At 50.4% G+C, this 25,796-nt stretch carries 23 protein-coding genes; 11 read left to right on the plus strand and 12 right to left on the minus strand.

The window, feature by feature from the left end:
* Positions 1–3 precede the first annotated feature (3 nt).
* Both ftsZ and G451_RS28860 read left to right on the plus strand, forming a co-directional pair.
* The gene (gene ftsZ, locus G451_RS0110865) at positions 4–1,356 is read left to right on the plus strand and encodes a cell division protein FtsZ (protein ID WP_027184279.1); all 1,353 of its coding nucleotides are present in this window, start codon (positions 4–6) and stop codon (positions 1,354–1,356) included.
* Positions 1,357–1,440: 84 nt separating this feature from the next.
* Positions 1,441–3,120, plus strand: coding sequence for a radical SAM protein (locus tag G451_RS28860; RefSeq protein ID WP_034641774.1), 1,680 nt, complete (start codon positions 1,441–1,443; stop codon positions 3,118–3,120).
* Between the two features lie 33 nt (positions 3,121–3,153).
* Here the strand turns inward: G451_RS28860 and G451_RS0110875 are convergent, their stop codons facing one another.
* The gene (locus G451_RS0110875) at positions 3,154–4,557 is read right to left on the minus strand and encodes a tetratricopeptide repeat protein (RefSeq protein ID WP_027184280.1); all 1,404 of its coding nucleotides are present in this window, start codon (positions 4,555–4,557) and stop codon (positions 3,154–3,156) included.
* Positions 4,558–4,744: 187 nt separating this feature from the next.
* Here G451_RS0110875 and G451_RS0110880 point away from each other — a divergent pair, with 187 nt between their 5' ends.
* Entirely contained in the window at positions 4,745–7,372 is a 2,628-nt protein-coding gene (locus tag G451_RS0110880; protein WP_027184281.1) for a cobyric acid synthase, read from the plus strand.
* 79 nt (positions 7,373–7,451) lie between these two features.
* Here G451_RS0110880 and G451_RS0110885 read toward each other — a convergent pair whose 3' ends face one another.
* A complete protein-coding gene (locus G451_RS0110885; protein WP_027184282.1) occupies positions 7,452–7,862 on the minus strand; it encodes a Ros/MucR family transcriptional regulator in 411 nt (136 codons plus the stop codon).
* A 361-nt stretch (positions 7,863–8,223) separates the two neighbouring features.
* On the opposite strand from G451_RS0110885, the gene G451_RS0110890 reads away from it, so the two are divergent.
* From G451_RS0110890 to G451_RS0110905, 4 genes are all read left to right on the plus strand, one after another.
* A complete protein-coding gene (locus G451_RS0110890; protein WP_027184283.1) occupies positions 8,224–8,769 on the plus strand; it encodes a LysM peptidoglycan-binding domain-containing protein in 546 nt (181 codons plus the stop codon).
* A gap of 187 nt (positions 8,770–8,956) precedes the next feature.
* On the plus strand, positions 8,957–12,868 hold the full coding sequence (locus tag G451_RS0110895) for an AsmA family protein (protein WP_027184284.1): 3,912 nt from the start codon (positions 8,957–8,959) through the stop codon (positions 12,866–12,868).
* Between the two features lie 110 nt (positions 12,869–12,978).
* The gene (locus G451_RS0110900) at positions 12,979–13,716 is read left to right on the plus strand and encodes a hypothetical protein (RefSeq protein ID WP_027184285.1); all 738 of its coding nucleotides are present in this window, start codon (positions 12,979–12,981) and stop codon (positions 13,714–13,716) included.
* A 355-nt stretch (positions 13,717–14,071) separates the two neighbouring features.
* Positions 14,072–14,707, plus strand: coding sequence for a LysE family translocator (locus G451_RS0110905; RefSeq protein ID WP_027184286.1), 636 nt, complete (start codon positions 14,072–14,074; stop codon positions 14,705–14,707).
* A gap of 130 nt (positions 14,708–14,837) precedes the next feature.
* Here G451_RS0110905 and G451_RS0110910 read toward each other — a convergent pair whose 3' ends face one another.
* Positions 14,838–15,215, minus strand: a complete 378-nt coding sequence (locus tag G451_RS0110910; RefSeq protein ID WP_034641776.1) for a helix-turn-helix transcriptional regulator — start codon at positions 15,213–15,215, stop codon at positions 14,838–14,840.
* A gap of 145 nt (positions 15,216–15,360) precedes the next feature.
* Here G451_RS0110910 and G451_RS0110915 point away from each other — a divergent pair, with 145 nt between their 5' ends.
* The gene (locus G451_RS0110915; protein ID WP_027184288.1) at positions 15,361–15,573 is read left to right on the plus strand and encodes a hypothetical protein; all 213 of its coding nucleotides are present in this window, start codon (positions 15,361–15,363) and stop codon (positions 15,571–15,573) included.
* 56 nt (positions 15,574–15,629) lie between these two features.
* Here G451_RS0110915 and G451_RS0110920 read toward each other — a convergent pair whose 3' ends face one another.
* The 4 genes from G451_RS0110920 to G451_RS0110935 all read right to left on the minus strand — a co-directional run bounded on the left by G451_RS0110920 (position 15,630) and on the right by G451_RS0110935 (position 18,007).
* Positions 15,630–16,190 carry a dienelactone hydrolase family protein gene (locus tag G451_RS0110920; protein ID WP_027184289.1) on the minus strand — a complete coding sequence of 187 codons (561 nt, stop codon included), beginning with the start codon at positions 16,188–16,190 and terminating at the stop codon, positions 15,630–15,632.
* 22 nt (positions 16,191–16,212) lie between these two features.
* Entirely contained in the window at positions 16,213–16,542 is a 330-nt protein-coding gene (locus tag G451_RS0110925; protein WP_027184290.1) for an SMR family transporter, read from the minus strand.
* Positions 16,543–16,616: 74 nt separating this feature from the next.
* Positions 16,617–17,465, minus strand: coding sequence for an amino acid kinase family protein (locus G451_RS0110930; RefSeq protein WP_027184291.1), 849 nt, complete (start codon positions 17,463–17,465; stop codon positions 16,617–16,619).
* Between the two features lie 260 nt (positions 17,466–17,725).
* Complete coding sequence (locus tag G451_RS0110935) at positions 17,726–18,007, minus strand: hypothetical protein (RefSeq protein ID WP_027184292.1); 282 nt, start codon at positions 18,005–18,007, stop codon at positions 17,726–17,728.
* Between the two features lie 272 nt (positions 18,008–18,279).
* Between G451_RS0110935 and G451_RS0110940 the strand changes: the two genes are divergently transcribed.
* Positions 18,280–18,504 carry a hypothetical protein gene (locus G451_RS0110940; RefSeq protein ID WP_027184293.1) on the plus strand — a complete coding sequence of 75 codons (225 nt, stop codon included), beginning with the start codon at positions 18,280–18,282 and terminating at the stop codon, positions 18,502–18,504.
* A 3-nt stretch (positions 18,505–18,507) separates the two neighbouring features.
* On the plus strand, positions 18,508–19,266 hold the full coding sequence (locus G451_RS28865; RefSeq protein WP_051261387.1) for a L,D-transpeptidase family protein: 759 nt from the start codon (positions 18,508–18,510) through the stop codon (positions 19,264–19,266).
* A 23-nt stretch (positions 19,267–19,289) separates the two neighbouring features.
* On the opposite strand, the gene G451_RS0110950 is transcribed toward G451_RS28865, so the two are convergent.
* Positions 19,290–19,958: a M15 family metallopeptidase gene (locus G451_RS0110950; protein ID WP_027184294.1), complete on the minus strand. Its 669-nt coding sequence runs from the start codon at positions 19,956–19,958 to the stop codon at positions 19,290–19,292.
* Positions 19,959–20,105: 147 nt separating this feature from the next.
* Here G451_RS0110950 and G451_RS0110955 point away from each other — a divergent pair, with 147 nt between their 5' ends.
* Complete coding sequence (locus G451_RS0110955) at positions 20,106–23,003, plus strand: tetratricopeptide repeat protein (protein WP_027184295.1); 2,898 nt, start codon at positions 20,106–20,108, stop codon at positions 23,001–23,003.
* 104 nt (positions 23,004–23,107) lie between these two features.
* On the opposite strand, the gene G451_RS0110960 is transcribed toward G451_RS0110955, so the two are convergent.
* The 4 genes from G451_RS0110960 to G451_RS0110975 all read right to left on the minus strand — a co-directional run bounded on the left by G451_RS0110960 (position 23,108) and on the right by G451_RS0110975 (position 25,792).
* Positions 23,108–23,566 carry a hypothetical protein gene (locus G451_RS0110960; protein ID WP_027184296.1) on the minus strand — a complete coding sequence of 153 codons (459 nt, stop codon included), beginning with the start codon at positions 23,564–23,566 and terminating at the stop codon, positions 23,108–23,110.
* 16 nt (positions 23,567–23,582) lie between these two features.
* Positions 23,583–24,683: a sulfite exporter TauE/SafE family protein gene (locus G451_RS28870; protein WP_084448522.1), complete on the minus strand. Its 1,101-nt coding sequence runs from the start codon at positions 24,681–24,683 to the stop codon at positions 23,583–23,585.
* A 194-nt stretch (positions 24,684–24,877) separates the two neighbouring features.
* Positions 24,878–25,270 (minus strand): response regulator, encoded by a 393-nt coding sequence (locus G451_RS0110970; RefSeq protein ID WP_027184297.1) that lies wholly within the window; start codon positions 25,268–25,270, stop codon positions 24,878–24,880.
* Positions 25,271–25,429: 159 nt separating this feature from the next.
* Positions 25,430–25,792, minus strand: a complete 363-nt coding sequence (locus tag G451_RS0110975; protein WP_027184298.1) for a NifB/NifX family molybdenum-iron cluster-binding protein — start codon at positions 25,790–25,792, stop codon at positions 25,430–25,432.
* Between the last annotated feature and the right edge of the window lie 4 nt (positions 25,793–25,796).

The raw sequence follows: 25,796 nt of genomic DNA on the forward strand, positions 1-25,796 counted from the left end.
ACCATGGAATTATGGGAAATCGAAGGCGATTCTAACGCCCAAATCAAAGTCGTAGGTTGCGGTGGTGGTGGTTCCAATGCCGTCAACAACATGATTGATTCTGCCTTGAAAGGCGTCACATTCATTTCGGCGAACACCGACTTGCAGGCGCTCAACTTCTCCAAGGCTGAATACAAAATTCAACTTGGTGAAAAACTGACCAAAGGCCTTGGAGCCGGCGCCAATCCCGAAGTTGGTCGGGAAGCCGCCATGGAAAGCATTGATCAGATCAAATCCATTCTTGGAGAACCAGATCTTGTCTTTGTTACCGCCGGCATGGGCGGCGGCACGGGTACCGGAGCCGCTCCTGTCGTTGCCAAGGTCGCGAAAGAGTCCGGCGCACTCACTGTTGGCGTTGTGACCAAGCCATTCTATTTCGAAGGCAAAAAACGCATTCAATCAGCCGAACGCGGGATTGAAGCATTGCGCGAAGTGGTCGACTCCATTGTTACCATTCCCAACGACCGCCTGTTGCAGCTTGCTTCGAAAAAAGCCAGCTTCCTCGATATGCTCAAAAAGGCGGACGAGGTACTCTACTTCGCGGTCAAAGGCATCTCCGACCTCATTATGGTGCCTGGCTTGATCAACCTCGACTTTGCCGACGTTAAAGCGGTTATGTCGGAAATGGGCAAGGCCCTTATGGGATTTGGTTCGGCCCGCGGCGAACACCGTGCCCAAGAAGCTGCACAGAAAGCCATTACCAGCCCGTTACTCGACGACGTTAACATCGAAGGTGCCAAAGGCGTTCTCATGAACATCACCTGTGGCCCTGATCTGACGATCGAAGAAGTGGACGAAGCGGCTCGCACCATCACCGAAGCTGTTCACGAGGAAGCCAAGGTCTTCTTTGGTACCGTTTTCGACCACGATGCAGGCGATGAAATGCACATCACCGTTATTGCCACGGGCATCGACGCCATGCCGCCTCATGCGGAACTCGTTGAGACGCAGCAACAGCCACAGCCGCAATCTCAACCGCAACCACAGCCGCAGCCCATCAGCCAGCCCGTTGAGAATAAAACCGAGCAAGCTCCTCAGCTTCGTCGGCCCGATCCCAACGTGCGCTTAATTCAACAGCCGCGGCAGCAAGGCAACAATTCGTGCGTTCAAAGCCCTCGCTCGAAACGCTTTCAAAACGCAACACAGCAAAATGATCTCAATGTCCCGGCGTATTTACGCCGAAGCGGGAAAAAAGGTCCTGATGTCAATTACGACATGATGCAGCAAGCCAAAGGCTCTTCTCCCGGAGAAGAAGACTTTGTCTTCGATGAAGAAGAATTTGAAATTCCTTCCTTCATCCGTATGCAGGCAGATTAATGCCTGTGTCTGCGCAGTCTAAAACGACTGCGCAGACACGGCTGACGAAACAGGACAGTCCATAGTGGCAGATGAGATGCATGCATGCCCCGTGATGTAAGCGGGCTTCGGTCCTTTGTTGGCCTCAATGATTACGAACCACGAGATATCGGCGGCCGGTTACCCGTGGCACTCGTTTTCACGCAGGAGGCCCGTGCCGGACTGTCAGCCCTGGGTTGGCAGGCTGTCTATCGCATACTTGCGACCGATGACCGTTTTGCACCAGAACGAGTCTTTTTCGATCCGAAAAAAGACGGTGTGACTTCGCCTGTTTCCGAAGAGACAAACAGACCGCTGTCTCAGTTTGCCGTTGTCGCCTTTTCGCTGTGCTTTGAAGAAGACTATCCACGCGTTGTATCCATGCTTTCCGACGCAGGGATCCCCCCCTTTACGAACCAGCGGCCCGATTATCCAATCGTTATTGGAGGCGGGCCGCCGGCCTTTATCAACCCAGCTCCACTTGCCCCTTTCTTCGATATGTTTTTCGTTGGAGAAGCCGAAGCAGGCCTCCTTGATGTCTTTTCTCGACTCCACACAGCGCTCTTGAGCGGTATCGGTAAACACGATGTTCTCACTGCAGAAAAAAACGCTCCAGGTATCTATGTACCCGGGCAATCCACCACTCCGGTCAAACGTGTCGTCGCAGCGCAGGATTCTCGTCGCCTCCACGATCCGGCGTCCTCGGTCTTCATCAGCAATAAGTCCGAATTCAAGGACATGCTTCTCATCGAGATCAACCGCGGTTGTCCGTATGCTTGCCGATTCTGTGCCGCGGGGCATGTCTATCGCCCTCCGCGTCAAGCGAATTTCGATGATGTCTGGGCAATCATCGAACGCGACCACCCCAAAAAAGTAGGACTTGTGGGCACAGCGTTGACCGATTGGCCACCGCTGGAAAGCTTACTCAAACGACTTTTGGACGAAAAAATCAAATTTTCCCTGTCCTCGGTCCGTGCCGACGGCATAACCGACTCGTTGCTCACGTTACTTCGCAAAAGCGGTTCACGCACTCTGACGTTGGCTTTGGAAGGACCAAGCCATCGTCTCCGCGTGGCAGCCGGAAAAAACCTTGACGAAGCAGATTTCCTACATGCCGTTTCCTTGGCTGCCGACCACGGCATCAACCACCTCAAAGTCTATCTCATCGCTGGTTGGCCAGGAGAAACGTCAGACGATTACGATGAACTCGCCGAATTTCTTGAACAGATTCACGCTGCGGGCCGCATTGCCAAGTCCAAGAAAAAATGTATCGCCCATATGACGCTTGCCGTAAGTTGCCTGGTTCCCAAGCCCTTTACTCCCATGCAATACGCTCCCATGGCATCACAAGATGATCTTGAAGCTGTACTGGGACGATTGCGCGATATGGTCAAACCATTTCGCGGGGTCCGCGTCGATCTCGATAATCCGTCACGAGCTCGTATTCAGGGACTTCTTGCACGAGGAGACGCCTCACTCGCTGAATTTGTCGAGTTGGCAGCCAAGAACGGAGGCCGGTTGAAAAAGGCATTAGCTGACTGGCCGGGAGAAGGTCATCAGTTCCTTGATCGTGAACGCGATAAAGATGAAATTTTTCCTTGGGACGTTATTGACGTCGGCGTCCCCAAAGCATTGCTTTATGCCGGCTGGCAAGCCTACAAAAACGGCCAGCCGGGTACGCCATGTCCCGATGATGGTTGCGCGTCATGCCGCCGCTGTCACTTTGATATCGGTTCAAATGATTGACAATACTTGCGCCGGCGTGTTTCAGCGCCTCATCTATGCATACCCGAGTTCTTCGGCTTTGGCATCATCCTCTGCGGCGGCGGCACGTTGTGCTTCGGCTGCTTCAGTCTGTCCAGCGTCATCAAGCTCATCGGCATAACCATACCGAGCATCCGCGCGTCCGGCGTACGCCCATCCATTTTTTGTATCATACGTCAACGCCGTATCGAACCAGGCTATGGCGGTCACATAGTCCTTATCTTCAATAGCCAAATAGCCATTGCCGGCGTAAGCATTTGACGATGTCGCATCATACGACAACGCCGTATCGAAGTTATTTCCGGCTCGCGTCAAATTATCCATCGCCAGCCAGACAAGTCCACGCGTAACATACAATTCAGCGTTCGTCGGCGCCAAGGCAATGGCGCGATTGATATCCGTCAACGCCAATGAGGCTTCATCATTTTCAAGATACGCTTTGGCCCTCCCCGCCAAAGCCTCTACATTGTCCGGTTGTACATCGAGAATACTTGTAAAATCGTCTATCGCCGCATCGTAATCCCCAGTATCGATTTCAGCCAATCCGCGTAAATACCACGCATCATCAAGCGAATCGATATTCTGGGACTGGAGAACCGCGCAGATATTGTAGAGCGTGATTTCATTGACGAGAAGTTGATTGAGTTCAACCATCTCGGCTTTGCGCTCGTCGGATGTCGAAATAACCTTGCCTACAGGCGTCGAGGAACTCGATGAATCGTCATAGTATGAGGAGTTATCGGAGGTTGACAGATAGACGTTGGACGTTGTGCCTTCAGTTTGGGCCAACGATTCAATTCGGCTGATTATATCAGAGAAAGTACTTGTCGGTGCATATGCAGACAACATACTTGAGATCGTGCCAGTCGATGAAACGATCGACGTCGAATCCACGTCGTCGGCATTATACGGGGTTATTTCTCCACATAAAGTATCAAATGCGTACAGAGCCACAACTTCGTCGGCATCAGCGAGTGCCTGTTCGGCATCCCCCAACGCAAGCTCGGCAAGTGCGCGATCCTGTAGTGCTTGCGCCCAATTCGGATCGGCTTCCAAAGCCGCATTGAGATCACTCAAAGCATCTTCGTAATTTTCGAGCATAAGACGCGCCCGACCACGCAATCCCAAAGCAATTGTCAGGCTTGGGTCAATGTCCAAAGCTGCAGTAAAATCGGCTTCAGCAGACGCTGCCACGCCAAGACTGAGATAGATTTTACCTCGCTCAACGTAGGCGGCGAGCAATGTCGGATCGATTTCCAAAGCCGATGTGAAATCCACAAGAGCCGTCTGCTCGTCATGATGCTCAACAGCAACGAGCCCTTGCTGAAACAAATCTTCGGCCGTGCTCTCTGCAAATGCATCGTGTGCGGTCATCACGACAGCCAGCAGCGTCAACACGACTCCAATACGTTTCCACATGGCGTTCTCCTTCGTTGTGAAATCCCCTGCATACGACATAATATTCCTCTTGCCTTGAGGCAAGCTGATCTGTCCAAACAAGTACCACCATATCCGCCTTACGGCTTGCTCAGCGCCACATTGTACGCCATAGTGCGCCTCATCTTACTGATTCAACCATCTTCACTTTTATACTCAGGAACATTTCATGTCCGATATGTTGCATGCTCCTCATCCGGCATTTCCTCATGGCGGCCACCTTCGCGCATTGTCTGCTCAAGCAGGCTGTGCTCCCCATGAACTTCTCGACTTTTCGGCCAGTATCAATCCTTTTGGTCCTCCGCCATGGTTGCGTGACGTGACGAGCGCAACCTTATCCGAGGCTGTACACTATCCAGACCCGGACTGCGCAGATCTGTGTCGAGCGGCGGCAGAACATTTCGGCGTTCCCTCAAATTCTTTTGTTTTCGGCAATGGCTCAACCGAACTACTTTATACGTTGCCACGTATTCTCGGCTTTTCACAGGCCATTGTCCCTTGCCCCTCATATCATGATTACACCGATGCCTGCCACAAGGCCGGACTTCGCGTCATCTCCCCGCGACTGCGAGCAGACAACGCCTTTATGCTTGATTGGAAGGCATTGGCGACGCATTTGGCGACACCGAGTCTTGTCGTATTTGGCCGCCCGAATAACCCGACCGGCCGTATGGTCGACGAGGCCGAAATTCTTGATATTGCTGCGCGTCATCCTGATAGCCATTTTCTCGTGGATGAAGCCTTTCTTGATTTTGTCGATACGACGACAAGCTTGGTAGGATCTCGACCTGAGAATGTCAGTGTACTGCTCTCACTGACGAAAATGTTCGCCATTCCCGGTCTTCGACTCGGTGGAATCGCCACAAGTCCCGACCGGGCACAGATCCTTCGTGAAGCGCTGCCTCCATGGTCGGTCAATGTCATTGCCCAAGCAGTCGGAAAACATGCTTTCGCCGATACCGACTTTATCACACAGTCCCGCACAAAAATTGCCCGCTTGCGTGCAGACCTCCAGGCTAATCTCGACGTACTCCCGGGACTGACAGTATATCCATCCTCTGCCAATTATCTTCTCATTCAAATCCAGTCTGACAAGATGGATGCCAGCGCCCTCTTCCAACGTCTTTTGCAGAAACATCGAATTGCTATCCGTGTTTGTGACAATGTCGAAGGTCTGGATTCCACATTTTTCCGTGTTGCCGTCCGACGCCACGAGGACAATGTTCGGTTAGTCCATGCCATTCTCGCCTCTATTCCCAAACCGATAGGAAAACGTCTTCCTCCCGGTCCGACTCGGCGACGTCATACCCCGGCAATCATGATTCAAGGCGCCTCATCCAATGCTGGTAAGAGCGTCCTGTGTGCGGCATTATGCCGTATTTTTCTTCAAGACGGCCTGCGTGTTGCGCCATTCAAAGCGCAAAACATGTCGCTCAATTCCCATGTGGACCGCTTTGCCCGAGAAATGGGGCGAGCGCAGGTTCTGCAGGCCTTAGCCTGTCGTCTTGATCCCGATAGCCGTATGAACCCGGTACTCCTCAAACCCTCAAGCGACACGGGCTCCCAAGTCATTGTCAACGGTATCCCTGTCGGCAATATGCGTGTTGCCCAGTATATCGCATATAAGCCCAAAGCCTTTGAAGCCGCCAAAGCTGCGTATGACAGCCTGTCGTCACAATACGGTGTCATGGTCATCGAGGGTGCCGGCTGCCCGGCGGAAGTCAATCTCAAACATCACGATATCGTCAATATGGCCATGGCTGAATACGCAAATGCACGCGTTCTCCTTGTGGCCGATATCGATCGAGGTGGGGCCTATGCCGCGTTGGCAGGGGTGATGGAACTCTTGACCGAATATGAACGATCGTTTGTCTCCGGATACCTTCTCAATCGTTTCCGCGGCGATGCAAGCCTTCTCAGCCCAGCCAACGATGTTCTGTTGCAACGCACAGGCAAACCAGTACTCGGTGTCATTCCCAATATCGATCGATTGGACTTACCGGAAGAAGACTCGGTATCCTGGAAAGCTGGTCACGTCTGCTATCGCGATCGTCAAAGTGGTGACTACGATTTAGATATTGTGGTTATCGACCTCGACCACATCTCCAATTTCACGGACGTTGATCCGATTGCGGCCGAGTCTGATGTCAAACTCCGCTTGGTGCGACATGCCGACAATCTTGGCACTCCCGATGCCATTATCATTCCCGGAAGTAAAAATACGCTCTCCGATCTTGATATTCTACGGCGAAACGGTCTCGCCACAGCACTCACCGATATCGCCTCGAATGCAAAGGCCGAGATTGTGGGAATTTGCGCAGGGATGCAAATGCTCGGCATCTCTCTTGCCGATCCTGGGGGCCTGGAATCATCACGTGTATCTGATCCAGGCTTGGCATTGCTCCCGGTCAACACGGTTCTTGATCCCGTCAAAACCCTGGAGCGCACCAACGCTCGACATATTCCCTCAAATATCGAAGTGACAGGCTATGAAATTCACCATGGACGAACGGAAGCACTTCTTGATGAAGCTGTGGTGGTTATGACTCGGGTCAATGGCAAAGCAATCGGTTTTGCCCGACATGACGGTCTTGTCTGGGGCTCTTATCTTCACGGCCTGTTTGATGACGACAGCTTTCGCCGGTGGTGGTTGGACAACTTACGCGAGCGAAAAGGAATTCCTGCGCTTGGGAAAACAACGGCACCATACGACGTTGAGCCAGCTCTCAACCGCCTCGCCGATATCGTACGCACCCATATTGACATCAATGCGCTCTATCAAAGCATTGGGTTATAGATGAAATCAATACAATTCCTGCGTAAAAAAAGCCGAGGGAGCACTCCCTCGGCTTTTTTTACGAGACGACACTAGCCGACTATTTCTGTTCGCGTGCTTTTGCCCGCTTTTCCCAGAGTTTCATATCTTTCATTTTTTTGCGGCGTTCGCGTTGCAGCTCTTTGCACACCAAGGGCATTTTTTTGGCATAGCCCCACTTTTCGCGATATTCTTCCGGAGTGAGACCGAATTTGGCCAGATGCCGCTTGGTGAGAATCTTAAATGACTTTCCAGACTCAAGGCAAACAATGCTTTTTTCTCGAATGGCTTTCTTAGGATCAACAGGAGGTTCATTATTCAACTTCTGTTCCTGTAATTCTACACCATCATTGATTGCCTGAATACCTTGAGCAAGCTTTTTAACCATGGATGTAATTTCATCCTCGGTCATATTTCGGACGCTTGCTTGCGCCTTGACTATTTCTAAAGCTTGCTGAACATGTTCTTCCATACTTTCCTCCAGATGAAACTTTCGTGAGGTTGTAATGCATAAATGAATTAAGTCAAATTTTTTCTCCGAATCACCTCTGCATCCCGTCACTAAACCATGCATTTCCTCATATCCGAGAGAATTCAAGACCGTATACTCTCTTATAAATGGCCAGTACCACGTTCACATAATGACAATTCATTACGATACGTTTAAACTACACGAAATATGTATCGTAAACCCCACTTTACGGTATCAAGTCAAGAGTCTTGCTTCAGGCTCATTTTTTGCATTTTTATTATTGATATCGTGCCGAAACCGCCTCCACGCGCGATTGCATGTAAATCCCCATACAATCCGAGGCATTTCAGGAGTCGAAAAAATGACGCTATACCGTTTTCTCTTGTCTCTTCTGCTTTTCGCTGTGTTCTGTGTCACGCCGGCGAACGCCTATACTGTAACGCACACGGTCAAACCGGGAGAAACGCTTGAAAGCCTCAGTCAAGCCTTCGGGGTGAACAAAGCGCGCATCATGTACACTAACAATTTCAAATATGAAACCGATCTTCGCGCCGGTCAAACGATCCTCATTCCCAATCCCCCCGTAACCGCTGAAGCATCTCCCCATTCTATCGGTCCCTACGCGGCATCCCAGAACGTGAGACTTTCGCCAGCCTTTGATCATGTCTCTCAAGATCTGTCGGACATCCACCCCAAAACTCCCAAAGACGGAACATTGGCGTTTGAATCCAACGCTCAATCCAAAGAAGCCGGCATCAAAGCGGCCATCACCACACCTTCCGGTGCGCAAGTGACCGGTGTCTTCGGATTTGGTTCGGACGCACTTACTCCCAAAAACCGTGCCTGGCAAAGCTCAAGCAATGGCTCCGGACCGGTTGGCGGCGTCGGCTTGCAAATCCCATTTTAACGCTGTTCTGCTTTTTTCTTCCAAAAATCCGGGTTGCAATCCTTTCATTGCGACCCGGTTTGCTGTAAAGAAAGAGCCGCCGCTTTGGCAAAAAGTATTGCGCGGCAAACACAGTATATGACGCCATCTCTCCCTTATGGAAATACGAACGTCCCAACAGCCTGAACATTCATCACAAGCAATTTCAATGACCTCACGCCTTCGTCGACGTGTGATGTTTGCTGTGCTTTGGCTTCTCGCCATCAGTACATGTCTTGTCTTTGCGGCTCCAGCCGTTTTGACGGCCCTCATCGGACAAGACACACTTAAATCCCAAGTCGCACAAACGCTGGAGGGGGTTACAAATCGACATGTCGAAGTCACCGGGCCGGTCAAGCTAACGCTCTTGCCTGCTCCCGGCTTTGTCGCTGGACCTCTGCATATCGCCAACCCTGAGGGTTTTGACGACACCCCTATGCTCGACGTGGGAAAAGCCGCCATAACGGTTCAACTTTTGCCACTTCTTTCGCGAGACATCATCCCGTCCATTGTTTCGTTACGCAATGTCACTCTCCGTCTTATCAAGAACCCAAGTGGACAAGGCAACTGGTCGTCGCTCCCCTTTCTCCCGTCGTTCCTCACAAAAATGCTTCCTCCAGCAAAGTTGGCGTCCTCTTCAAATGGAAACCAGGCAACACGGCAAGACACCCCGACATTTCAAACTCGCTCCGGCCGCTCTCCGACAATTTCATCCGACACCATTCCAGCCAATACGCCTGTTGATTCCCCGGAATCGCACTGGAATGTTATTCCTCGTTTCCAAGGCATTCGCATGCTCGACACCACAGTCATTTGGATCGATAAAAAGAATGGCTTGTCGGCAGTCATGGACAGGCTCAACTTATCAACGGGACAAGGCGACACCTTCGGTTTTTCTTTATCCTTCGACATCACCCCGAAATCGACCGATGTCTATGCAACAATCCATGCCAAAGGCACAGCCCATTTCCTGCCCGAAACCGACGATTGGACAATAGAGGCAGGAGAACTCGCTATAGGTATTCTTTCCGGAACTCGCCCGAAGGAACCTTTTACCCTCGCCGTACTCCAAAAGCGTACAGCCCCCCCGTTGGCCACACTCGGCACCCGGTTCACTCTGAACACCGCGACCGGCATCATCGAACTGGACAATTTCCACGCCAAAGGACTTGGCGCTGAAGCCATTGGCCACGTCATAGGCAAAGACGTGCTCGGCGATCCGCTTTTTCAAGGCGCACTGACACTCACCGCTCCTCTGTCGCTCGACGGATTGATCAAAGCAGGGCTTCTTTCTTCGACACCGTCCAAGGCCTCCGCGTCATTAAACGATACTCCTCGTCTTGTAGCGACAAAACCGCTCACCGCGAAAACAGAAATCGTATTCGAAGCCGGAACAGAACGGTTGGATATAAAAAAGCTGGATATCGACGCCAAAGAGGCAGGCTCGCTCTCTGCCGTCCTTTCTTTCCATAACGCGTCATCTCCCCAGCTCACATTCGATGCAGACGTCCGCGGTCTTGATATCGATTTACTCCGCCCCATCATTCCGGCATCGACCGGACAGTCGTTTCACCTTCCGCAAGCACTCAGCATGCGCGGATCAATTCGCGGGCGTAATGTCTCTTTGCGAGGTCAACGGTATGATCATGCTTTTCTTGCCGTTACAGCAAACGAAGGAAAATATCGCCTGTACCCGGTTTCGCTCAGTACGCAGAATCAATCCATTGCCGCCGATTTGAAGCTCCAGGGAAGCACGACCGGAACACAACTTGACGGTTCGGCTCGGCTTTTTTTCTCGAAAACGACCTCCTCCCCAAATGTAATACGTACTTCAGAGCTGAAATTCACCGGGCACATGACAGCCAACCAATTTCAAGGACATGTCGCGTCACCTGAACTTTATCCAAATGATATCGCTACATTTTTCAACTTATCTTCTGTCCCCAAGAGTTCCGCTTCCCCTCTTGCCTTCGATACAAAGATAGGCATTGGTTTCGAACAATTGGATGGCCAAACAATACAACATATCAAGGCCACGGATGGTACATTACGGTATAATGATCTTTCTTTGAAAGGTTCCGTCGACTTTGTCCCCATCCCGAACCCGCTTTTGACCATTGATGTCGATCTCGACACCCTTGACCTCAGCCACAGCGGCTCAGAATCGCCAGCGCCCATGTCATGGCCAAACACCATGAAGGTTGTGGGAACAACTCGCATCAAAACGCTGCAGGGGATGGGAACGCCCATCAATGACGTGTCAATTCGCGGAACATTCGATGGATCGACGCTCAGTCTTACATCAATAAAGGCGCAAGTACTTGGCGGCAAACTCGATGGTGAAGCCAAGCTCCTTGGATTGTTGGACGACACCGCGACACATGGCACGTCCAGTATCTCCCTCACATTCGATAACATCAAGCCACACGAGACCATTGCACGAGGATGGCCCCTTCGGGGCGCCATGGATGCGAACGTGGACGCTCAATTTACTGGAAATCGACGAGAAGATATCGTTTCCAGTTTAAACGGAACACTCAATGTATCCATCCCTCATGGCGTATTCAAACCGACACCGAAGACACCAGGCTGGAAACTGAATCGGACCAACGCCAAGCTTACATTTCACGGACACGATGTCGCAGCACCAAACGGAACCGCCAGTTTCGACATAACAAGTACGGTTCAATTTGCAACCCAAGGCACCGTAACAAAAGGACTCGGCCAATTCACAGCCCGTCTCGAGATCGATAAGAACAATACGCCGCTGTCACTCGTCACGTCTACAGCTCGTGGAGAATTGAGCCTCAAGCCCTTATCAGGCAAACAAAAAAATCCTCTCCCTGTCTCGTGGCGTATGGGATGTAACTATGATGCTTCCCAGAAGCGAATCATCATCTCCAAGCTTCTCATCCAAACTCCCGGCCTTGCAGGAAAAGGCGAGGTACAGATTGATCTCGACAAGAAAAATGACTTCATTCATGGTCAGTTTGAAATCGAACCGTTCTCTCCACGCAGATCGTTACCGACCTATGGTCTATCCATCGATCCGAAAGCTTCCCCGACCGTACTGAATACGGCATCAGCTCGGTTTAATCTCACAGCAGATACAAAAGGACTGACGCTTTCTAAACTCACTATCAAGCTCGATAAGACCACTGCAACGGGGGCCTTTATCATTCCCGATTTTGCCAACGCGCTCCCACTTCTCGAACTCGATGTGGATTCTATTGATATCGACCACTACTTCCCCCCCCAGCCATTTCCAACCGAGGAGTCCGGCCCACCGCTGCCAGATACCACTCCATTTGACACGACGACATTACGCAAACTCGCTTTTAAAACCAAAATTCGTATCGGTTCTATGAAGAAAGGGAACATGCTGTGGAAAAAATCCCGACTGAACCTGACCTGCCAAAACGGGGTGCTCAATGCGTCGCACCAAGCCGACATGTTCTATGGCGGCACGTATTCTGCCAAAATTGATATCAAAGCAGAAAAGCAAACTGTACGTGCCGAGGTCAATCTCTCACTCGATGGAATACAGGCAGCCCCTCTCCTCGCCGACTTCGCTGATGGACAAGCCATCAGCAAAGGCAAGGGCTATTTCGTCCTTTCGGCCCGTGGTCAGGGCGCTTCTGAACTCACATTGCGTCAAAATCTTTCCGGAGACGCACGTTTCCGTTTGACAGACGGACTCATCAGCGTTCGTCCCTCCTCCGGTTCAGATGACAAAAGCGATCCCAATGCAGGACGCGAAGAAGTCGACTTTGATGTCTTCAGCGCCTCGTTCACAGCCCAAAACGGCATTGCAACCACCGATAATTTTCTTATTCATGGACCGACGATTGAAGCGAATGGCAAAGGAACCCTCAACCTCGTCAACGAAGCTATCGATCTGGGTCTTCAAGTGAGTATTGACGGCTCTCCACGGATTCCTGCCGATATCCAAGGCACATTATCCTTCCCAAGTTTGAAAGTGGATACCTCACGCATGATCGGCGTCACTGTCTTTCGTCTCTTCAAAGGTATCTTCAGTCTTCCGGCGAATACGGTGAAAGGAATTTTCAAACTTTTCTAAATAGAAATCCTCCCTTGAAAGTTCGTGTCAATTCTCTGCCAAGACAAGCAGAGCTTGTGCCTCCTCACAACTTGCGCTATGCCACCTCAACACAAGACAAGGAGACAACAATGCTCGCCTATATTGGTTTAGATGATACGGATGTGGTCGGTGCGGCCATGGGGACAGGTAGGCTTGCCCGGACATTCGCCGCCCAACTCCCTGAGGGAGTGTCGGTCTGGGGTATTATTCGACATCAGCTTCCCCGACTTGAAGGTGTGCCTTACACCTCAAACAACAGCTCGGCCTGTATTGTCGTTGAATATAACGACCCTGCCGAACTCGACGAAACCAAGCAACGCGCCGTGGACCACATTTTGGCTCATGCAAGCCTTGGAAGTGATCCGGGTTTATGTGTGGCTCCGGCTGGAGCAGTCAATACCGACTTGATCAACTTCGGCATGGTCTGTTCCGGTAAAATCGTTAACCAGGCAGATGCCATGCAGGCAGCGAAACAAGTCTATCTGGAAGGGCTCGGTGGCACAAATGATGGCATTATCGGTGCGTCGGCTGCTGTTGGTTTGACCGCTCACGGTTGGTGTGGCCGCTTCATTGAATATGGCCGGTTACGTTCACTTGGTACCGATGTTCTCGTTCAAGAGCTTTGGGAAACCGGTATTCGTGTCGTTTCCATCGACCGCGATCCGGCAGTTCCACTCCCCGACGATATGGTTTTTACGAATGGTTGGCTGCGTCCTTCGCTCTGGGCCGGTGTTCCCGTTCTCCAAGTCAAAGCCGCTGAAAACGGAGGCTGGGTAACGGCTCATGGCAAACGGAAAAAAGCTCACCCCAAATCCAATGCAGCCTAATCTCTTTCACAACAACGCGGCCTCCCCCCGCGTTGTCCCTTCTCAGGTTCTTCTGTTCAACAGTCTGCCGGTGATGTCTCCATATCGGGCTCATCCATGCAAATACGATAACCCGTTTTATAGAATGGATAAGCTCTCGCCCATTTCTCCTTCGTCATTTTCAGCTTCTGTCCTAAAACTGTTATAAACCGTTCTCCAATCGAATTGCATTCGCTGAAAAATATCGAATAGGCATACACCATGTGTAGCCCTATCAGATGGGTTTGAGACGCTCGACATGTCCTCTTTGATTTGACAAATTCAGACCAAGGTATTTTGGGATTTTTTTGCAATAGATACAATCGAGGACTCTGCGATGTTCGACTATTCTCTCGCACACTGGTCAGCTTTCTTAGGTGCCGCCCTTCTTCTGAATATTTCTCCAGGCCCCGATATCGCCTTCATTTTGAGCCATACGATCAAGGAAGGGAAGAAAGCCGGGATCGCTGCAATGCTTGGTGTCTGGGCGGGAGCATTTTGCCATGTTGTGTTGGCCGCGTTGGGCCTCACAGCCATCGTCGCCAGCTCGGCCACAGCCTTTTCAGTCGTCAAATGGCTTGGCGTCATCTATCTAGGTTGGCTCGGTATACGAGCGATGCGTTCTGACGGGAATTCACTGCTTATAGAAAGAAAAGGCACAAGAAAAAGCATCGGCTCCGTGTTTCGGCAAGGAGTATTAATTGACTTGCTGAATCCGAAAGTCGCCACGTTTTTTCTCGCTTTTCTCCCGCAGTTTGTCGTGGAAGGTGCTGGCCCCATATGGGCGCAACTCATGATTCACGGCGTCTTGATCATCGTCGTTGCCGCTTTTGTGGAGCCTCCCATCATCTTACTGAGCGACAAGGTCACGGAAAAACTTCGCCAAAGCCAATCTCTCAGAGTCTGGTTAGACAGAGCCCTTGGGTTTGTCCTCATTTCTCTTGGTGTAAAGCTGGCAATCACCAAACGGTAAGCTGCAACGTTCATTCAACACCCAAACATGTCGGAGTGTAGCCACCTGCTAGGTCGCCACACTCCGACATGTTTGTTTCTGAAAAACTCGACAGAGCAAACTTGCTTCGCCGCTGTTTCCCGTCGCGATGTCACGCTTGCTCCTGTATCGACTTGTAATTCAGGATAAAACGATCCAACAAGTCACGTTGACGTTCCATATACACGATCCAGGAATCGAGGACATCATGCCCGATCTCCGTGATACGGTAAATTCTCTTAGCCGGTCCAGACCCGTCGGTCGTCCATTCTGACTCGACAAGCCCATCCTCTTCCATTTGACGCAGATGCCGATACACCATCCCCGGCGGAGCATCTCCACGGATAAATCCATATTCCGGAATTTCCTGGATAAGATCATATCCATGTGTTGGTTTTACCAAAAGAGCCATTAATATGCTGGGTTGCATATAGCGTTCAGGCTTCCCCTGTCGTGATCCACGTTTATTTTCAGTTTTTTCTTCTTCCATATTGACAATATATCCTTAGAGTATATATATGAAGCAAGAGGTTAAAACGACCAAACAGACGGTGCCTGTCTGTTTTCTTTAACCGCTTATATCCTTACAGGATATAAGGACTTTACACAACCTACCGAGAGGCAAGGAGGACATTATGGCTACTATCTTTGTCCGCGAACGTCGCAAGATTGAACAAGGTGAAAAGAAACCTCGCTTTCGTATTGTTGGAGTATCCGGAGCTGACGTAAAGCTGTACAGCAAGCATATTCGTCGCCAGGAACTCAAAGTTATCGCCGAAACCGTTGGCGCCGAAGTCGTCTACCTGCCGACCGGTGGTGATGGTGCCATGGGTGATAAGAAGGAATAACGTTTGCCGGACCGGATGTGTGTCCCGCCGCATCCGGTCCACACTGTATATCAATATCAGTGTGCTCCTGTCTTTTTCAACGCTTGAAGAAGTATCTCCATCCACTGATCTCGCCCAGAAGAATCAAAACCTGCTGAATATCGGTTCATGAATCCATGAGCCCATCGCGTGAACCGCATGGCCACATACGCTTTCGGTGCAAGTTGTCTTTCAAGAATTCGGACATCAAAGCTGGGTTCACTTGCCGGGAAAATCACCGTTGTCGGACATGTCGGTTCACAATGAACATGCTCTCGAATACGTGATCCGTAAAAGCAGAATGCCTGCGCTATACGATCCGCCACAGGAGTATCGAGTAACGTCCACAAAGCGGTTGCTCCAACACTGAAGCCGATCACCACAAGAGGTCCCGTAAGGCCATCCAATTCTCGCTCAATAATTGAAGCGTATTCCGTAATGCCGACCTGCTCCATAAACCAAGCATACGCCGCGGTTTCGTCTTCAAACCACGAATCAGCAGAATAGGGGGCAATCACCAACGGCATTTCGAGCTGGCGGGCAATTTCATGCACATCCGGCGTTACACCAAAGACGTCAGTGACAAGAACACAGTGCATGCGATGGTATCCATAAGGGATGTCAGTGTGGCGATGCTTGCGAAAACAACTCAATGACAATCACTCCGACAAGAATCAAACCAATCCCAATGAAGGCAGGCAGATCGAGTGATTGCTTGAAAACAACGAGTCCGACAATGGAAATGAGAACAATCCCAAGTCCACTCCAGATGGCATACGCAATCCCGACGGGGAAATAGCGAAGAGCCAAGCAGAGCAGATAAAAGGAAAGTCCGTAACACACAACGACGGCAACGGATGCCCACAACCGGGTAAACTCTTTGGATGCCTGCAATGCCGACGTTCCGGCGACCTCGGAGGCAATGGCCAAAATCAACACAATGTATTTCATGGAAACACTATACGAGAGAGTTCCCTACATTGTCGACGTCCGGATTGTATCCGGACGTCGACGGTATGATATCGCTATTTGTAGACAATCGTTCCGACTTCTTCGCCGTTAAGCGCCGCTTCGATATGCTCAGGATGATTGAGCGCATCGATAATTTGGAATTGCTTCAAGCATTTTGCATGCTTCAAAAATGTCAAAACGGGTCGCTCAACGATGAGATCATCCAAATCCAGTTCAATTAATTCATCAACATGAATCTTGGAATAAAAATCAAGGTCTTCGACACGTTCCACCTTTTTGGGGTCGGAGCTATAGAGCCCTTTTTCGTCTTTCATATAGATAACGGACTTGGCGCCGATATTCTCTGCCAAGAGAAATGCGCCGGAATCCGTCCGGTGAGGAGGAATAGATCCCACCTCGGCCGGATGTTCGAAAAAGCCATACGGAGGAATACCTGTTGTAATTGGCAGATATCCGAGACGACAAAACATCGTTAACTGTTCGATATTGTCGCTATGTCCTATTTTGACTCCTCCATGCTTGGCCAGGAGAATCGACAGCATTTCCGCATTTTGCCAAGAAACTTTATCACCAAGCTTGGACAGTACGCCGGTCGGCATGCCCAATTCCATGCCGATCTTGTACACGTGGCGTGCCCGTGTTCCTCCACCGGTCATCAGGAGAATTTTATGCTCATCTTTCAGCCGAATAAGCTCATCAACAATGGGCAAAATTCCACTTGCCCCGCGGTCCATGATGGATTGCCCGCCGATTTTAAGCACATTGATGTCTGGCTGCATGCGAAAATATTCGCCTGCCTCAGTTTGACGCAAGAGTTCCCGGCTCACCAGAGACTCTCCCATAAGCGAGGTATCGATATGTAAGCGCCCCTTTTCCGACTGTTCTCTTACGAGCTTTGCCATAAGCATCTTCCCTTTCTTTCAGGCTAACGTTTATATATCCACAGAGGATATATATGAACTACAAATAATAATGTCAAGCGCTCTCTACTCTCTTTCGATTTCAAATACCTACTCTACGGTCAATGCAAGAAATTGTACCCATTACATCTTGCAATAGGTTTCTGTCTGCGTCGACGATGCGTAATTTTAATGAAATACCAACGGCGATTTCGAATCGTCGTGCACCGTGAAACCGCCGTAGGCATAGCCATATTGCTCCTTCACATGGAATTCGCTTGGGCTAAAACGTTGTTGTGCCGATTCGCGCTTTCTTTGAATTTGGGCATAGGCATCGTGAAATTATGATATGTTGACCCATCATAGACATGCTCCGAGCCCCGAATATCTTTCATTAGCACATCAGCTTTTTCAAGAATTCCAAACTGATGCGCACCTTGCACCAATGCCAACACCAGTAACGCAGTGCCAAGAACACTCGACACCAGTACCGTGATCCAACGAACGCCTTGGGGCTTTATTTTGGGCTGATGGACTATTTTCATGACTTCCTCTCTTCTTCCTATCGTAACACGACTCTCATCATACGTTTTATGAATGCAATGCATGGGCCGATAACAGGAGAAGAGACATTTTTTCTCAAAAACCATAGCCCTCGCATGCCAAACGAAAAATCGAGCTTACTTTTATTGTTACACGAGATGGCACGCTATTGTCTATGGTTTCTCTTTAACTTTTGCTAAAGTTTATTTATCCCCTTGCCGAAAAGGATAGTGGGTATATAAATCGTTACACAACACTTAACCCGGAAAATGCTATGACCAATCCTTTGAAACCTGCTTCTCTTGCATCTCCCAAAGGAGTTCGTGAAATTACCGCGGTCAATAACTATCTGGAAATGGTCGCCGATTCACGTCGAACCGCTATCGATGCAGATGTAGCATCAAATATCTCGTCGCTACAGCGCATGCAGTCGGCAGCCCGACCGGAACCGGAACTTGTAGAAGCCAACAATGGGAAAGTGCTCAATACGTCGGGATAGAATATGATACCTGTGTATTCTTGTGCCAGCACCTTATTGCTGGTCTTAGCCATATTCACTCCAGCGTTCGCGAATTCGTCTCTCTCGCAATCATTGCAGGCGGTCGTCGTTATTGCCGATGACATGAACACTCCGTATGGGGAGATGCAACGATTTGCACGCTCACGTCCTCATGCACCGTGGAAAAAGATCGGACACGCATCCCGAGTCGAACTCGGCAAAAATGGTTTAGCGTGGGGACGCGGTATCGTGAAAATTTTGCCGCAACACTCAGCGATCCCGCAAAAGCTCGAAGGAGATGGACGCTCACCAGCCGGTGTTTTTTTTCTCGGGCATATTCTAGCCACTCCCGAAGGCATAAACGATCTCGGATTCCGGCATGACGTTGAAACGATTACGCCGCGTCATCTGTGTGTGGAAGATCCTGCCTCACCGTATTACAATCAACTCGTCAATCGAGATGCCATAACGTCGCCTGAACTCGACACGGTCCAATCGACCCTTTTGACCAGCGGCCTTTTTACCTACGCTATTTACGTTGGGCAAAATCAACCCCATCCAATTCCTGGAGGCGGATCCTGTGTCTACCTCCACCTCAAACGAAAAGACGGAGATGCAACGGCCGGTTGTACGGCCCTGCATAGCAATGCCATGTTGACCTTGCTCCATTGGCTGAACCCCAAAGCCTCACCTATTCTTGTCCAAATACCGGCATCGGCACGATCGGTAGCGGCTCAAAAGACAGGCCTTCCCCTTCGATAACCCTGTCCGCATGCCCCCTGAGCTTACTGTTTTTTTTCAAAGTGCTGATAATCTTTCACAGACCTCCAACTTCCACCCCATTTCCATTGGCGATGAACAAACGCCTTCCATACCATCCCATTTTTCAAAACCATCCCTGATACATACCGACTTCTATCCGTATATGCAGCGCCTTCGGAGGGCGACACCACTCCCTTTTTGATGAATGGATTCTGCACCGGATTGATATCGATAGCTCGGCCGAATGCATGTTGAGAAAAGACACGGGTTCCGGCTACCTTACGGCAATTAAATGCCGACGTGTTGTTATCCGCCATGGATTGATCATCATCAGCTCCATAGACCTCAATGAGCTGCATTTTTTCTATAGGAAATCGTGCAGCGTAGAGTTCACCAAAGATATCGGCCACATCGCTGGCAACGGATTTATGCACCACGAGACTGCCGTGCTGTACTTTCCCCGCAAAGTCGACATACCCGACCTGGACCCAGCGAAGATCATCCAACGCCACCGGGCAACCAAGATGCCAGGAGACACCAATCATGGCCTGCCGCATTGCAGTCGGTATAGGTTCAATATGCGATGTGTAGGGAGGGAGATTCTCGCCTGCCGTAACAACACAACAGCCAAAAAGGAAAACACCGAGAAAACAGAGATTGACCAGAAATAATCGAAGGCACCGCTGCTGCATGGAAAAATCACTCCTTTTTTCAGGGATCATTTTTTGCATAAGACCTGTATAAACACAGAGCAGGCAAAAAACGCCTCCCCATGCAAGGGAAAACCGTATTTCGTACAGAATACGTGTTTTGTCGAACTCCAACCTAGGACCTCGGCTATGATGTATATACAACGCCGCCGACACCATATCCCATTCCGTCAATTCGTTCTTGCCGCCTTACGGCTCGGCGCTTTGGCGCTTTTGTTTGTAACGTGCTCCACAGCCGCCACGGCCGCATTTGCTCCTTCCCCCTCGTCAGACTCAGACTCCACTTCGCTTACGACAAATTCATTGCCTACGCCCTCTCCCCGCTACTCCATCGAATTGGCCAAGACCGCTCCACGGAGTCGAACCATCAAAGTTGGAGGAGCTGTTTCCTTTGAAGCGGCAGTCTATGCCGGTGGCAAACGCCTCAATGATGAGGACCTCATATTTCATTGGGCAGCCGCCAAAGATGTCCGTTTCATCAGTCCGGACGGCCCGAGCGCCACCACGGCCATCTTCATGGGATGGGGAGAACGCCAGGTGGAAGTATCGTGTACGCGCCGTATTGGTCGTTCTCTGGTCGATATAGGACGTTCTTCCCCGATCGCTGTCAACGTCGCCAAACCCCATGTGTCACTGCGTATCACGCCGTCAGAGCCTATGGTGGGTGAAAAAGTCACCGCGAAATTTTCTCTTGATAGCGACCTTGATGCATTACGTCTCATGTGGAAACCGTTACCTACGAATGCCCGACTCGTCGATGTCGGACCGAAAGAAATTTCTTTCTATCTCATGAATGATAAGCCGGTGACGGTAAGTGTTGTGCCGCGCTATGACAATCCGGGTAATGTCCCGACAGAGGCGCTTGACGAAGCCACAGTGGATATAAACGCGAAATCCTACGATGTGACTATCAAAAACATCGGCGCCGAGTCTGCACCAGCACGCATTTGGAGAGACGGTGTCGGCCCTGTTGAAGTGTCACGTGAACTTGCCGTCAACCAAGGCGTACGTCTTCGCGCCGATGTCTCGCCCACTCCACGTTCTGCCCATCTTCGCTATGTCTGGACGTTGGAAGAAGACGGTCGACTTGATTCCAATGCGAGTTCCCGCGAAAAGGTCGTTACCAAACCATCTATCGGCCCACTTGTTGCCCATGTGGAAATTCGCGACAGTCGTGACATTCTTCTTGGACACGGACAGGAAACAATTTCGTTCACCATATCCCAACGAGATATAGATCAGGTGGACGTTAATATGAAACGAACGAAGGAGTTGCTGACCGAAGCTCAAAATGCATGGGGTGCTGGCGATATCGACGCGGCATGCCTTGCAACCGAACGTGCGGTCCAACTCTATCCCTCTTTTGAGCCCGCGTTGTCGCTCAAAAAACAGTATATTAGTGATCGTGACATCGTTGCCGATCATCTTGAACGGGCACGGAACCTCATTGAGCAAAATACTTTCGATCAAGCGACACCGCATCTCGAAGCTGCCGCTAAAATCGCACCGGCACAACCAGATATTCAACGTCTTTATAGCCTGATGGATCAACGGAAATCCGACCTCAAACGTGTTGTAGCCCTGCTTACTGAAGCGCAGAGTCGCCAAAAACAAGGGCGGATGGATGCCGCATTAGTAACGATCAACGATGCCTTGCTTATCGATCCAGGCAACGCCGAAGCACTGAGCTTACGAAACACGCTCGTTAAAAAACGGCAGCAAGCCGTAGACCTTATGCGTGAAGCCTCTGCAATGGCCGACGAAGGAAAATTGGAACAGGCCAAAGTGATAGTAGAAAAAGGCGAAAAAACCTTCCCGAATTTTGCCCCGCTCCAAGAACTCGGACGTGATATTGCCGAGCGACAAGAAAAGGCGCTGACCCTGGGACGGCTTGTGGCAGAGGCCAAAACCGCTTGGTCAAACGGTGACATCGACGCAGCGTTGACAGCAACGTCCAATGCCCTTGCCATGCGCCCCGACTGGAACACTGCGGCCGAGCTGCAACAATCCATCATCGATAAACGTGAAGCGATTATCCGCGTCATGGACGATGCAAACCAGTTATTAGACGCCGACGCATTCGATCAAGCCAAGACGGCGCTGGCTGGTGCCCGACATATCAATGAAAACTATCCTCCCATTGCCGAGCTGGAAAAACGAATTGATGCTGCACGAAAACAAGCGGAAGCAAAAACTGAACGATATCTCAAATCAGCCCGACAACTTGTCGACAACAATCGATTTGAAGCAGCTTTGGCCATCTTGCGAGAGCTCAACCAAGACTCTCTGTACACCAATACTCAAAAAACACAGGCGGAAGCGCTGTTCTTGGCAGCTCAATCAGGTAAATCCAAGCTCGACAGCGCGAATGCGCACGCACCCGGCATCACTCGTGCGGCAAACAGAGAGAATTCACCTCTCGAACGTGTGTGCCTCACCCGATTCCATCGTGCCTATGCTGAACAAAAAAACAATCACTACAGCGAAGCGATTGCCGAATACACCGACATTATCGAGCAATGCCCGACCTTGTGCGATGCCATGAACAATATCGGGGTGAGTTATAACCAGCTTGGGCAAATTGCAGATGCGTTACCGTGGTATGAAAAGGCAGTGACCTGCAACCCACGCAATACAATCTATAGTGATAATGCAGAAGGAGCACGCAAATGGTTATCGACGTCTACTCGTCCATCCAAACATGCAGCAACGGAAAGCCAATGCAAAGAGCTTTTTCGCCAAGCTCGTGGCCTCCAAAGCAAAGGGGAACATTTGGCAGCTATTGATGTCTTCAAGAATATCCTTGCAGCCTGTACACCGAACTGCAAAGCCATCAATGATGTAGGTGTCAGCCTTTACGCACTGGGACATGTGAAGGAATCGATCCGCTGGTTTGAGCATGCCAGCAAATGCGATCCTGCGAACACGCTTTTTAAAGACAATACGCGACTCACCAAAAAACAGATTCAAGATACGGAACGACAACGAAAATCAGAGCACCGCTACGTCAAAGCCGGACTCGAATAAACATCTCTCCCCAGCTTCCTTTTCGGTCACGCGATTCGAAACACAAAGAGGGGCCGGCGTCTTACCACGCCGGCCCCGTTTACGAGAGGGAAGGAAATGAAGAATTAATGACCAGCACTCAATATTCCGGTGAGAGAGAAGATGATGAGAAAAGAAACCCACAGTGCCAGACCGGCCCACAGTGGATGCTTCGGCTTATCTTTCATGTAAAAATAAGCCGCAATAAGCAGCGCTGGCAGTGCACTGGATCCGCCAAGTACCAAGCCGAACTGAGTCAGGCCGTCTCCGGTAAACATGTTGTCGATCCAAAAATGGCCGCCGGGAAACGGATTTCCCATGACCATCCAGATTTCCTCAATGCTCTTCCCTTCCCAAATGGCACCGAACAGATAGTGCGGGTTGATCACGTTGTTGTCCACGTCAATCAAAGCTACCAGCGGTCCAATCATGCACAGCAGGGCCGATACAACACAAATCCAGTATACGCTATCACCATACGCCACCTGGGCCTTCGGCATCACGGGACGTTCGCAGGTATATTCAACGCTATTGTTCGTAGTCATGATGGTTCTCCTTCTATTAAGCCTTTCTGAAGCCGGGGAGACGGCCACTCAGTGCCAGGACAATAAAGGCCACACAGGCACCAAACACACTGAAGGTCACAGCAGGAGGCGTGGGTCCCATAACACCCAGAACGTTGAGTCCCTTTGTCAAAAGACCATAGGCTGTGAAGAACATGACGCCGATGAGAATGATACGGATGAAACCAGCTTTGACGCGCATGAGAATATACGCTCCGACCAGGCCACCCAGAACTTGTCCGACAAGCCACGGTGCAGCAAACAGTGGAATAATGGCGCCGGAAAGCAGGTATGGCCATAATGCCACACAGTCCCCCATACCGAGCAGAACACCCGAACATGCTGCGGCAACCTTCAACGGGACGGCCATGACCATATTCAACGCCGGGACAATAGCCCATCCTGCGCCCAGACCGAAAAATCCCGATAACATACCAACGAACATCACCACGGACATGAGCTGCCAGGCACGCGTGACTTTATAGTCCACGACACGACATTCAGATTCTTCAAAATACGGCTGTGTAATGTTAAGCCAGGATGTCAGACGATCGACCTTCTTGACGACAGGCCATTCAATCTTCTGTCCACCCATAATGAAATAGAAGGCCAACGCGAGAATCATAAAACCGAGGGAGATGCGCACAAGGCCTTCCCCCGTTGCTCCCAGATGCTCAGCCACAAGGATGGCTCCCTGTGCGCCAGCGAAAGCACCAATCCCATACGCCGTTGCGGCAAGAATACAGAGCTTGAGGTTCGCCAACCCGCGCCGCATGAATGGACCGGTTGAAATGAGTCCGCTGAACATGGCCACGATGAGTCCAGTTGCACGTATGATCAAACTGTCCACCGAGGTGAAGGCCAACATGATCGGTGTAAACAACACTCCACCGCCGATACCGCCCATAACGGCCAGCATGGCGATACCGAAGCTCAACAAAAATGATCCGAACAGAATCCAAAAGATGGTGCCACCCGTCATTCCGCCTGCGGGTGTATCCAATCCATAACCGACCAGTCCCATTCCAATGGTTGTCACAGCAAGGACACCGACCATCACGCCGATTTCGATCCAAGGGCTCTTCAGGTACTTGCTCATACCTTCCTCCCTGATCTTCACACTGTGGCTCGGATGCTGAATAACACTGCCAGGGGGCATCTGACCGCCCGCGTTGGAACCCATCCCTTTCATATTGCTCCTCCCATCGCTTGATTTCCGATTCGTCGACATAATGCGTCAGCAAAAAGGAACAGCCACCAAGACCATGATGGTTGAGACTGAGGCCCGGTTTGCTACGCACTACCACTCATGGCGACATTCGCCTGCTCAGGCTCAAGCGCTTTGTCGATTTTTTCGACTAACGTCCGGAGGTCGAACGGCAATTCGACATCGTCATACGCCCCGCGCTTCATGCCTTCCATGGACAACGTCACGTCCTTTTCCGGAACAAGCAGGATAACCTTACGATGTGCATTTTCTTTCAGCAGTGCCGACAAGGTATCCAAGCCATGACGTTGGCCGTCGTTCAAACCAAGCAAAACAACCCCCACTGGCGTTGACTCAAGAATGCCCATAGCTTCATCAAAAGCGGATGCTTCAATGACCTGAAACCGTTGCCGACGAAGTCGACCTGCCAAGTGGCCTCGAAACCTTTCATCTGCTTCAATGATGAGAACATGATGCATACCGTGAATCCTCTCTCGGGAATTGTTTCACAACACAGTATAAGGCAAGGAGCATGCCAAATAAAATACCGTGTTGTTTCGATGAGTTAAAAATCGAAAGATTCTATTTGTTTCATTTTGTTTAAAAAGGAATTAATGCACAAGCGACATATTGAAACATTACGAAACAGAACAAGAAACTTGGTCACGCTGTAACAGAACTTGACCTGCAGCGAGTTTCTTTTGGAGTAATGCAGAGACAACCTGATCAACAGTACCAACAACAGAATCGTACACGTCGACATGTTTCCATACAAGATACTGATAATATTCCTCTTCTATCCCGCAACACACGACAATATCAATGTGCTCATGCAAAATCATGGCACACAGTCCTTCTGCAGAGGCTTGAGGAAGAACAACCGTGTGTTCTTCGGAAACCCCTGCCTCTTCATCGACCACCCCAACCCACACTTCGTCAGCCAGGTCAAACCGGGGAGCAACATCATTTTCATGCAACGGAATGAGCACTTTCTTCGACATGACT

The organism is Desulfovibrio inopinatus DSM 10711 (assembly GCF_000429305.1).
In the GTDB taxonomy this organism is placed as follows: domain Bacteria; phylum Desulfobacterota; class Desulfovibrionia; order Desulfovibrionales; family Desulfovibrionaceae; genus Alteridesulfovibrio; species Alteridesulfovibrio inopinatus.